Genomic DNA, 9,434 nt, shown 5'->3' on the forward strand with positions numbered 1-9,434 from the left:
GATGGCGGAGGGGAAACGCCCGGTTACATTCCGAACCCGGAAGCTAAGCCCTCCAGCGCCGATGGTACTGCACTCGTGAGGGTGTGGGAGAGTAGGACGCCGCCGGACAATCTTTCAGAAAAGGCCACCCCAAACGGGGTGGCCTTTTCTGCGTTCCCCAACCCAGGGAACGGTGCGACCGCCGCACCGCCGCACCGGCGTGTACGTCATTGCGGTGGGGCCGGGCCGGTTCTGGGCGCTCCAATTCGCCAAGGTCACGCTCGAACCAGGATGTAGTGGCATCACGGCCGGGCCGAGGCCACTACAACCAGGATGTTGCGCGATCTTGGCGCCTCCGGGCGGGGATGCGGTGCTTGGTCAGTCTCGGGTCTGCATGCCGTCGCGGAGGTTGCGCAGCAGGCCGCCGGCGTCGTTGACCGACCGGCCCGGGAACATCGCCATGACCACGCTGCCGTGGTCGGCCCAACCGCACACCGCGAAGTCCCCGCCCTCACCGCTGGTGCTGCCGCACTTCAAAACTCCGCCGAGGCCGCCCGCGGGCAGCTCGCGCAGACCGTTCACCGCTCCGGTCTCATCCGACATGAGGCGGAAGAGGCTGTCCAGGTCCCGTTCCGGCTGCCAGAGCAGGGTGGTGCCCCCGAAGATGAGGACCGAGCGCTTGTCGTCGGCCGGGTCGCGGTAGACAGTGCCGAAACTGCGGTCCAGCTCGATGTTCGCCGCCAGACCGCTGCGCAGATAGTCGGCAGTGCTCTTCGCCCGGTCGCTGTCGTCGCGGGTCAGACCCGCCACCTGATCGGGTGAGGTCAGTTGGGTGTCCTTCTGCTGCGCCACCCGCAGCCCACCGACACCGAGCACCGCGGCGCCGGCGAGGCCGACCACCAGTGCGGCCGTCCAACCGATCTTGCGGCGGCGGGACCAGCCGCCGGACCGCTCGTCGGGGTCGCCTCCGGAGTCCCGGGTGCTGAGCTGGATCGGCTCTTCGGTCAGCTCGACCGGCTCGCGGCCGCCGTCGCGCGACCGCTCGGTGAGATGTGCGTCGGACATAGCCGACACCGTACGCGAACGGCAGGTGGCGCACGTCAGGTCTGCGGAAGCCCTCCGTAGACTTGTCCGGTGACCGAGAGACTGGATGCCCGACGCCCCGACGCCCCGACCCTTGCCGGCCAGTATCAGCCCGGTGAGGTAGAGCAGCGACGGTACGAGCAGTGGGTAGCCGGCGGGCACTTCCGGGCCTCCGCCGACAGCGACAAGCCCCCCTTCACCATCGTCATCCCGCCGCCGAACGTCACCGGCTCGCTGCACATGGGCCACGCGTTCGAGCACACGCTGATGGACGCGTTGACCCGGCGTAAGCGGATGCAGGGCTTCGAGGCGCTGTGGCTGCCGGGCATGGACCACGCCGGCATCGCCACCCAGAACCTGGTCGAGAGGCAGCTCGCCGCCGAGGGGCTTTCCCGGCACGATCTCGGCCGGGAAAAGTTCGTCGAGCGGGTCTGGCAGTGGAAGGCCGAGTCCGGTGGCGCCATCCTCGGCCAGATGCGCCGCCTCGGCGACTCCGTCGACTGGGACCGCGAGCGCTTCACCATGGACGAGGGGCTGACCCGGGCCGTCCAGACGATCTTCAAGAAGCTCTTCGACGACGGTCTGATCTACCGGGCCAACCGGATCATCAACTGGTGTCCGCGCTGCCTGACGGCGCTCTCCGACATCGAGGTCGAGCACACCGACGACGACGGCGAGCTGATCTCGATCCGCTACAGCGACGAGGTCGTGGTGGCCACCACCCGGGCCGAGACGATGCTCGGTGACACCGCCGTGGCGGTGCACCCCGACGACGAGCGCTACCAGCACCTGATCGGCACCGAGGTCGAGCTGCCACTGACCGGCCGCCGGATCCCGATCGTCGCCGACGCGCACGTCGACCCGTCCTTCGGCACCGGCATGGTCAAGGTGACGCCCGCCCACGACCCGAACGACTTCGAGATCGGCCAGCGGCACGACCTGCCCGCGCTGACCGTGATGGACGAGCGCGGTGTGATCACCGTGCCCGGCCCGTTCGAGGGGTTGGACCGGTTCGAGGCGCGGCCCGCGATCGTGGCAGCGCTGCGGGAGCAGGGCCGGATCGTCGCCGAGAAGCGCCCGTACGTGCACGCGGTCGGGCACTGCTCGCGCTGCAAGACCACGGTCGAGCCACGGCTGTCGCTGCAGTGGTTCGTCAACACCGCCCCGCTGGCCCAGGCCGCGGGTGACGCGGTGCGCGACGGCCGGGTCCGCATCGAGCCGGCCGAGCTGTCCAAGCGCTACTTCGCCTGGGTCGACAACATGCACGACTGGTGCATCTCCCGCCAGCTGTGGTGGGGGCACCGCATCCCGGTCTGGTACGGCCCGGCGGGTGAGATCGTCTGCGTCGGCCCCGACGAGGCGCCGCCGACCGGCGAGGGCTGGCACCAGGACGAGGACGTCCTGGACACCTGGTTCTCCAGCGGCCTGTGGCCGTTCTCCACCCTGGGCTGGCCCGAGCAGACCCCGGACCTGGCGAAGTTCTACCCGACCAGCGTGCTGGTCACCGGGTACGACATCCTGTTCTTCTGGGTCGCCCGGATGATGATGTTCGGCCTGTACGCGATGGACGGCCGGCCGCCGTTCGACGTGGTCGCCCTGCACGGGATGGTGCGCGACCAGTTCGGCAAGAAGATGTCGAAGTCGTTCGGCAACGTGGTCGACCCGCTGGACTGGATCGACCGGTACGGCGCCGACGCCACCCGGTTCACCCTGGCGCGGGGCGCCAACCCCGGCCAGGACGTCCCGGTCAGCGAGGAGTGGTGCCAGGGCTCCCGCAACTTCTGCAACAAGCTCTGGAACGCCACCCGGTTCGCCCTGATGAACGGTGCGCACACCACCGGCGACCTGCCCCCCACCGAGCAGCTCTCCACCGTCGACAGGTGGATCCTGTCCCGGTTGGCGCACGTCACCGCCGAGGTCGACGAGCAGTTCGAGGCGTACGAGTTCGCCAAGGTGTGCGACCTGCTGTACCACTTCGCCTGGGACGACGTCTGCGACTGGTACGTCGAGCTGAGCAAGCCGGTGCTCGCCGAGGGCGGTGAGCGCGCGGAGGCCAGCCGCCGGGTGCTCGGGCACGTGCTCGACCAGCTGCTGCGGTTGCTGCACCCGGTCATCCCGTTCGTCACCGAGGAGTTGTGGCTTGCGCTGACCGGCGGCGAGACGGTGCAGGCCGCCGCCTGGCCGGTGGCCGACCGGTCGCTGGTCGACGACGCCGCCGAGGCCGAGCTGGTCGGTGTGCAGCGGGTGGTCACCGAGATCCGCCGGTTCCGTTCCGACCAGGGGCTGCGCCCGACGCAGCGGGTGGCTGCCCGCCTGGACGGGCTGTCCGGCGCGGGTATCGCGGCCCACGAGCCGCTGATCCGTTCGCTGGTTCGGCTGGATCCGGCGGGCGACGACTTCCAGGCCAGCGCCACGCTGGCCATGCCCGGCGCGGTCGGTGTCGCGTTGGACACCCGGGGGTCGATCGACGTGGCCGCCGAGCGGGCCCGGTTGACGAAGGACCGCGCGGCGGCCGAGAAGGAGGTCGCGCAGGCCCGGGCGAAGCTCGACAACCCCGCCTTCATCGGCAAGGCCCCCGAGCCGGTGGTCGCGAAGATCCGCGACCGGCTCGCCACCGCCGAGGCCGACCTGGTCCGGATCGACGCTGCTCTGGAGACACTGCCCTCGTGACCGACCGTACCGATTTCGCCGCCGTCGAAGCCGAGCTGAACGCCCGCGGTTTCACCCGCATGGTCTTCGAGCTGGACCGGATCGAGTCGCTGCTCGACCTGCTCGGCAGCCCACAGCGGGCGTACCCCGCGATCCACCTGACCGGCACCAACGGCAAGACCTCCACGGCACGGATGATCGACTCGCTGCTGCGGGCGTTCGGGCTGCACACCGGCCGGTACACCAGCCCGCACCTGGAGACCGTCCGGGAGCGGATCAGCCTGGACGGGGAGCCGGTCAGCGAGGAGCGGTTCGCGGCGGTGTACCGGGAGATCAAACCGCTGGCCGAGCTGGTCGACGCGCGGTCGGACGAGCCGCTGACGTACTTCGACATGACCACCGCGCTGGCGTTCGCCACGTTCGCCGACGCGCCGGTCGACATCGCCGTGGTCGAGGTCGGCCTGGGCGGTGCCGAGGACGCCACAAACGTCCTCCAGGCCGGGGTCTGTGTGATCACCCCGATCGGGCTGGACCACACCGAGTGGCTCGGCGACACGATTCAGGACATCGCGCTGGCCAAGGCCGGCATCATCCACCCGGGGGCCACCGTGATCGCGGCGGCCCAGGAGGAGGAGGCCGCGGGTCCCCTCCTCGAACGCTGCGCCGAGGTCGGGGCCACCATCGCCCGGGAGGGCGGCGAGTTCGGCGTGCAACGTCGGGCGGTCGCGGTCGGCGGTCAGGTGCTCACCCTCCAGGGGCTGGGCGGCGTGTACGACGACGTGTTCATCCCGCTGCACGGCGCCCACCAGGCGCAGAACGCGGCGGTGGCGCTCGCCGCCGTGGAGGCTTTCCTGGGGGCGGGGGCCCGACGTCAGCTGGACATCGAGGCGGTCCGGGAGGGCTTCGCCTCGACCAGCTCCCCGGGCCGGCTGGAGCGGGTCCGTAACGCCCCGACCGTCCTGCTCGACGGTGCGCACAACCCGCACGGCATGAAGGCCACCGTCACCGCGCTTCAGGAGGAGTTCGCGTTCAGCAAGCTGGTGGCCGTGATCGGCGTACTGGCCGACAAGGACGCGGAGGGGCTGCTGGAGCTGCTGGAGCCGGTGGTCGACCAGGTCGTGGTCACCCGTAACAGCTCGCCACGGGCGATGCCGACGGAGGAACTCGCCGAGCTGGCCGCCGAGATCTTCGGCGAGGAGCGGGTGGCTTCGGCCGAGGAGATGCCGGACGCCATCGAGCTGGCGGTGGCGATGGCCGAGGAGGACGTCCCCGGTGAGCTGAGCGGGGTCGGGGTGTTGGTCACCGGTTCCGTGGTGACGGTCGCCGACGCGCGCCGGCTGCTGAAGCGATGACCGGCCCGGAGCGGGACCCGTACCCCACCGAGGACCCGACCGGCCCGCCGGTCGAGCAGCCGGTGGGGGAGGAGCCCACGGCCGGGCAGCCGCGACGCTCCGGGTTGCGCAACCCGGAGCGGGCGGTACGCGGTCTCGGTGCCGGCACGCTCAGCCTGGAGGCGCTGGTGCTCCTGCTGGCGATCCAGCCGATCCGGGTGGTCGGCGGTGACCTCGGCGGCGCCGCGATCGGTGCGGTGGTGGCACTGGCGGTGGCCGCCGTGGTGCTCGCCGGGATGATGCGCCGCCCCTGGGCCTGGAACGCCGGCACCGTGCTCCAGGGTCTGCTGTTGCTGGGTGGTCTGCTGCACTGGTCGCTGCTCGGGCTGGGCATCATCTTCGCCCTGGTCTGGGCGTACGCGTTGCACGTGCGCCGGGTCATTCTCGGCTGACGCCGACCCGGCCGGCGGCGTCCGAAGGCGGGACCGGGCCGGGTCGGCGTCAGCCGATGGCGGGAGCCGACCCGGTCGGCGTCAGCCGATGGCGGGAGGCGGGCCGGGTCAGGCGTCGGCGCGTTCGCGCCACTGGGTGAGCGCGACGCCGTGGCCGTCGGGGTCGCGGAAGGCCGCCGCCCACACCTCCAGCTTGGTGCCCCGGTTGACCACCCGGGGCGCGTACGTGAAGCGGACGCCCGACCCGCGCAACCGCTCGTACGCCGCCTCGATGTCGTTCACCTCGAGGTTGACGTGCACCAGACGCCGGCTGATGGGTGCTGCCCCGGTCACCTCGCGCAGCACGAGCCGGGTCGTCCCGGAGGCGAGGACGGCGTTGTGCGCCCCCTGGTCGACCTCGCTGAAGCCGAGCACGTCGCGGTAGAAGCCGAGCGACCGGGGAAGGTCGGTGACCAGCAGGGTGAGGCCCACCCCGCTGATCGGCGCGGCCGGGTCGGCGGCCGAGCCGGCGTCGAACCCGAAGATCGCCTGGTCCAGTTCCTCGTCGGTCACGGTCGCCCGTGCGGCCCCGGCCGGGGAGGGATCGTCCAGCGGAAGGTCGAGTGGGTCCAGTGGGTCGGCCGCGCCGGGACCGGACCGCTGCGCGGGCGGTGGGTCGAAGCGCTGTGCGCCGGGCTGGTTGGAGCGCTCTGCGCTGGGCTGGTCGGAGCGCTGGGCGCTGGGCGATGGGTCGGAGCGGTGTGCGACAAGCGGGTCGACGGGGTCCTCGGCGGGCCGGGCGTTCGTGTCGTCCGCCGCCGCAGCGTCGAACCGGTCGGCGGCGGGCTCGTCGAAGCGCTCCTCGGCGGGCGGGCGCGGCGCCGGGGTTGCCCGCCGGGGCAGCCCACCGGCCTGCGGTTCGACGACGACACCCTCCAACACCACGGGGCCGCCAGGGCTCTGGTGCATCACCACGGGCTCGCGTTCCTCGGGCACGACACCCGGGTCGTCACGTCGCAGGTCGTCACGTCGCAGGTCGTCGCGCCGCAGGTCGTCGCGCCGGGGATCGGTACGCGAAGGGTCGGTACGCAGGGGATCACCGAGCGGGTCCCGGAACGGGTCACCGACCGGGTCGCGGAAGTCCTCGCGGAAATCGTCGTCGGGCGCCCGGTCGGCCCACGGCGGCGCGTCCTGCTGGATCAGCAGCTCGTCCATCGCCTCCGCGTCGGCGAACTCCGGCGGGAGATCGGCGACGGCAGCGGCGGTCTCGGCGTGGGTCGGCACCTCGTCCCAGAGCACCTTGACGTGCCGCTGGTCGTCCAACGCGACCCGGATCGGCAGGGTCTGGCCCAGCGAGGGCCACTTGGAGACCGGCACCCTCGGCTCGATGATCTTCTTGGACCGCGGCGGCAGACCAGGAGCGTCGATCACCAGTTGCAGTTCGCAGCGGCCGAACGCGTACTGGGTGGGTGGTTCGGAGGCGCTGTGCACGTGCCCGACACCGACGACCCACGTGCGACCGCCGCCGCGCACGGTCGCCAGCGCGATGGCCAGCACCAGCAGGGCGACCCCGAGAGCCACGATGGCCCAACTGGTCATGCCCAGCCCGAACAGGACGACGAACGTGGCCACGGTGCCCAGCACCGTGCCGATCAGCTTGCGTACCGGCGCGATGGGTCGGTTCCCGCCATTCGCCACAGTGGACCTCCCGGGGGTCAGGGCCAGGCTAGGCCGGATCGGCCACCGGGGGAAAGACCGGCCGCCGCGCCGGCGCCGGGACCGGGTCGCTAGGCTGACCGTACCGATCCCGAGCGTTCAGCGCGTACAGGAGGAACCCAGCGTGTCCAGCAACAGCCCGGATGAGCGCAGCCTCGTTCTGATCAAGCCCGACGCGGTTCGCCGCGGCCTGGTCGGCGAGGTCCTCTCCCGCTTCGAGCGCAAGGGGCTGCGGATCGACGCGATGGTGCACCGGACGATGGACGCCGCGCTCGCCGACGAGCACTACGCCGAGCACGTCGACAAGGCGTTCTACCCGCCGCTGAAGGAATTCATGACCGGCGGCCCGCTTGTCGCCCTGGTGCTCTCCGGCGACCAGGTCATCGACGTGGTCCGCGGGCTGGTCGGCGCCACCGACGGGCGCAAGGCCGCCGCCGGCACCATCCGGGGTGACCTGTCGCTGTCCAACCGGGAGAACCTGGTGCACGCCTCCGACTCGACGGACAGCGCCAAGCGCGAGATCGCGCTCTGGTTCCCCGAACTGGGCTGACGCGCACCGCCCGGGGTCGACCGGCGACGCCCGCGTTCAACCGACCGCCGGCACCTTCGCCGGGTTGCCGACCACGTAGATCCCGGTGATCCGTCCGTCGGCCGCCGCGATGGTCAACGTGTACCGACTGCCGTCCGCGCGGGTGATCAGCATCGCGGGTTCCCCGTTGAGCTCGATCGGATCCATGGTGATCCGGTGACGCGGGCCGTAGACCCCGGCGTAGAACCGGGCGATCCGGTCCGCGCCGGTGACCGGGTTGAGGGCGGCCCGCACCCGACCACCACCGTCGTTCCACGCGGTGGCGTCGGCGGCCACCAGGTCGGTGAGCCTCGCCAGGTCGCCGTCGCGGGCGGCGGCGAGGAACGCGTCCAGCAGCCGCTCCCGCTCCGGGCGGCTGGCGGTGAACCGGCGCTGCTCCTGTCGTACCCGCGCGGTCGCCCGGTGGTACAGCTGCCGACAGTCGGCGGCGGACCGGTCCAGGATCTCGGCGATCTCCGCGTACGGCAGGTCGAAGGCCGTGTGCAGGACGTACACCGCCCGCTCCGGCGGGGTGAGCCGCTCCAGGACGTGCAGCAACGCGGTGGAGAGCGAGTCGCGTAGCTCCACCCGGTCCAACGGCCCGAACGGCGAGGGCGCGGTCGGGACCGGCTCGGGCAGCCACGTCCCGACGTACGTCTCGCGGGCCGCCTGCCGGGCGCGCAGTCGGTCCAGGGCCAACCGGGTGACCACCCGGGACAGGTACCGGCGCGGTTCGTCGACGCGGGCCCGGTCCACACCCAGCCAGCGCAGGTACGCCTCCTGGAGCACGTCCTCCGCGTCGTGCCGGCTGCCCAGCAGGCGGTACGCGAGCCCAAGCAGCATCGGCCGGTGCGCCTCGAGCGCACCGGCCGCCTCTGCTGCCGCCTTGGTGGTCACGCCTGGGCCGGAGGCTCCAGCCGCATCGTCACCCCGATCCGATTCCACACGTTGATTGTGGCAATCGCGATGACGAGGTCGGCCAGTTCCTTCTCCGACCAGACCTTCGCGGCGTCGTCCCACACCTCGTCCGGCACCCCGTGCTCACCGAGCTGGGTGACCGCGTCGGTGAGGGCCAGCGCGGCCCGCTCCCGCTCGTCGAAGAAGGGCGCCTCCCGCCAGGTGGAGACCGCGAACAGTCGTCGGCTCGACTCGCCGCCGGCGAGCGCGTCCCGGCTGTGCATGTCCACGCAGTACGCGCACCCGTTGATCATCGACGCCCGCAGCTTCACCAGCTCCAGCACGGTGTGGTCGACGTTTGTCTGGACGTACTTCTCCAACCCCATGACGGCCTTGTACGCCTGCGGTGCGACCTCGGCCGGGTTCATCCGTTGCACGACTACCTCCTGATCGGGTCCGACACCCGTACGACGTTGAGCCGGGGTGGGTCGTGACAACCGAGGCTGTGACCCCGCTCATGCCGCCGACGCGACCGGGGTGGCGGCACGCCGACCGACGAGCGGCCGTCGACCCGACGACAGGCGTTCGCGTTCGCGTCACCCGGGCCGCCGGTCACGGTCACCTCCACCCGATAGACCCACGGGGTCAACCCATGATCGGGAGGAAGCATGACCGAGCTTGATCGACGTACCCTGCTGCGGACCGGCCTGGTGGTCGGTGCCGGAGCCGCCGGCGGCGCCCTGCTGGGCGGTGCCGGCGCGACCGCCGCCCCGGCCTGGC

General features: G+C 71.7%; 8 protein-coding genes and 1 rRNA gene. 5 read left to right on the plus strand and 4 right to left on the minus strand.

Translation table 11 applies throughout. The annotated features are described in order from the left end of the window. Window positions 1–108 (plus strand): 5S ribosomal RNA (gene rrf / locus PSH25_RS11430); the annotation flags it as partial. Window positions 109–357: 249 nt separating this feature from the next. Here rrf and PSH25_RS11435 read toward each other — a convergent pair. After that, on the minus strand, window positions 358–1,044 hold the full coding sequence (locus PSH25_RS11435; protein ID WP_238659067.1) for a hypothetical protein: 687 nt from the start codon (window positions 1,042–1,044) through the stop codon (window positions 358–360). Between the two features lie 69 nt (window positions 1,045–1,113). Here PSH25_RS11435 and PSH25_RS11440 point away from each other — a divergent pair, with 69 nt between their 5' ends. Genes PSH25_RS11440 through PSH25_RS11450 form a run of 3 tightly spaced genes read left to right on the plus strand, consistent with a single transcriptional unit; the run spans window position 1,114 to window position 5,494 of the window. Then, complete coding sequence (locus PSH25_RS11440; protein WP_238659068.1) at window positions 1,114–3,732, plus strand: valine--tRNA ligase; 2,619 nt, start codon at window positions 1,114–1,116, stop codon at window positions 3,730–3,732. Beyond that, window positions 3,729–5,063: a bifunctional folylpolyglutamate synthase/dihydrofolate synthase gene (locus tag PSH25_RS11445; RefSeq protein ID WP_238659069.1), complete on the plus strand. Its 1,335-nt coding sequence runs from the start codon at window positions 3,729–3,731 to the stop codon at window positions 5,061–5,063. Before PSH25_RS11440 ends, PSH25_RS11445 begins: the two co-directional genes overlap by 4 nt. Continuing rightward, window positions 5,060–5,494, plus strand: a complete 435-nt coding sequence (locus PSH25_RS11450) for a DUF4233 domain-containing protein (protein WP_238659070.1) — start codon at window positions 5,060–5,062, stop codon at window positions 5,492–5,494. The genes PSH25_RS11445 and PSH25_RS11450 overlap by 4 nt, the downstream gene beginning before the upstream one ends. Before the next feature lie 108 nt (window positions 5,495–5,602). On the opposite strand, the gene PSH25_RS11455 is transcribed toward PSH25_RS11450, so the two are convergent. Next, window positions 5,603–7,171, minus strand: coding sequence for a VOC family protein (locus PSH25_RS11455; protein ID WP_238659071.1), 1,569 nt, complete (start codon window positions 7,169–7,171; stop codon window positions 5,603–5,605). Between the two features lie 142 nt (window positions 7,172–7,313). Here PSH25_RS11455 and ndk point away from each other — a divergent pair, with 142 nt between their 5' ends. Further along, the gene (gene ndk / locus PSH25_RS11460) at window positions 7,314–7,739 is read left to right on the plus strand and encodes a nucleoside-diphosphate kinase (RefSeq protein WP_238659072.1); all 426 of its coding nucleotides are present in this window, start codon (window positions 7,314–7,316) and stop codon (window positions 7,737–7,739) included. A 36-nt stretch (window positions 7,740–7,775) separates the two neighbouring features. On the opposite strand, the gene sigJ is transcribed toward ndk, so the two are convergent. Both sigJ and PSH25_RS11470 read right to left on the minus strand, forming a co-directional pair. Beyond that, on the minus strand, window positions 7,776–8,654 hold the full coding sequence (sigJ, locus tag PSH25_RS11465) for an RNA polymerase sigma factor SigJ (RefSeq protein ID WP_238659073.1): 879 nt from the start codon (window positions 8,652–8,654) through the stop codon (window positions 7,776–7,778). After that, a complete protein-coding gene (locus PSH25_RS11470; RefSeq protein WP_274527340.1) occupies window positions 8,651–9,082 on the minus strand; it encodes a carboxymuconolactone decarboxylase family protein in 432 nt (143 codons plus the stop codon). The genes sigJ and PSH25_RS11470 overlap by 4 nt, the downstream gene beginning before the upstream one ends. Window positions 9,083–9,434 lie beyond the last annotated feature (352 nt).

The sequence above is a fragment of the Micromonospora foliorum genome (genome assembly GCF_022229015.1).
Classification (GTDB): domain Bacteria; phylum Actinomycetota; class Actinomycetes; order Mycobacteriales; family Micromonosporaceae; genus Micromonospora; species Micromonospora foliorum.

Coding starts and splice junctions, on each gene's coding strand:
- PSH25_RS11435 (WP_238659067.1), bottom strand. CDS start 1,044: ATGTCCGACGCACATCTCACCGAGCGGTCGCGCGACGGCGGCCGCGAG.
- PSH25_RS11450 (WP_238659070.1), top strand. CDS start 5,060: ATGACCGGCCCGGAGCGGGACCCGTACCCCACCGAGGACCCGACCGGC.
- PSH25_RS11470 (WP_274527340.1), bottom strand. CDS start 9,082: ATGAACCCGGCCGAGGTCGCACCGCAGGCGTACAAGGCCGTCATGGGG.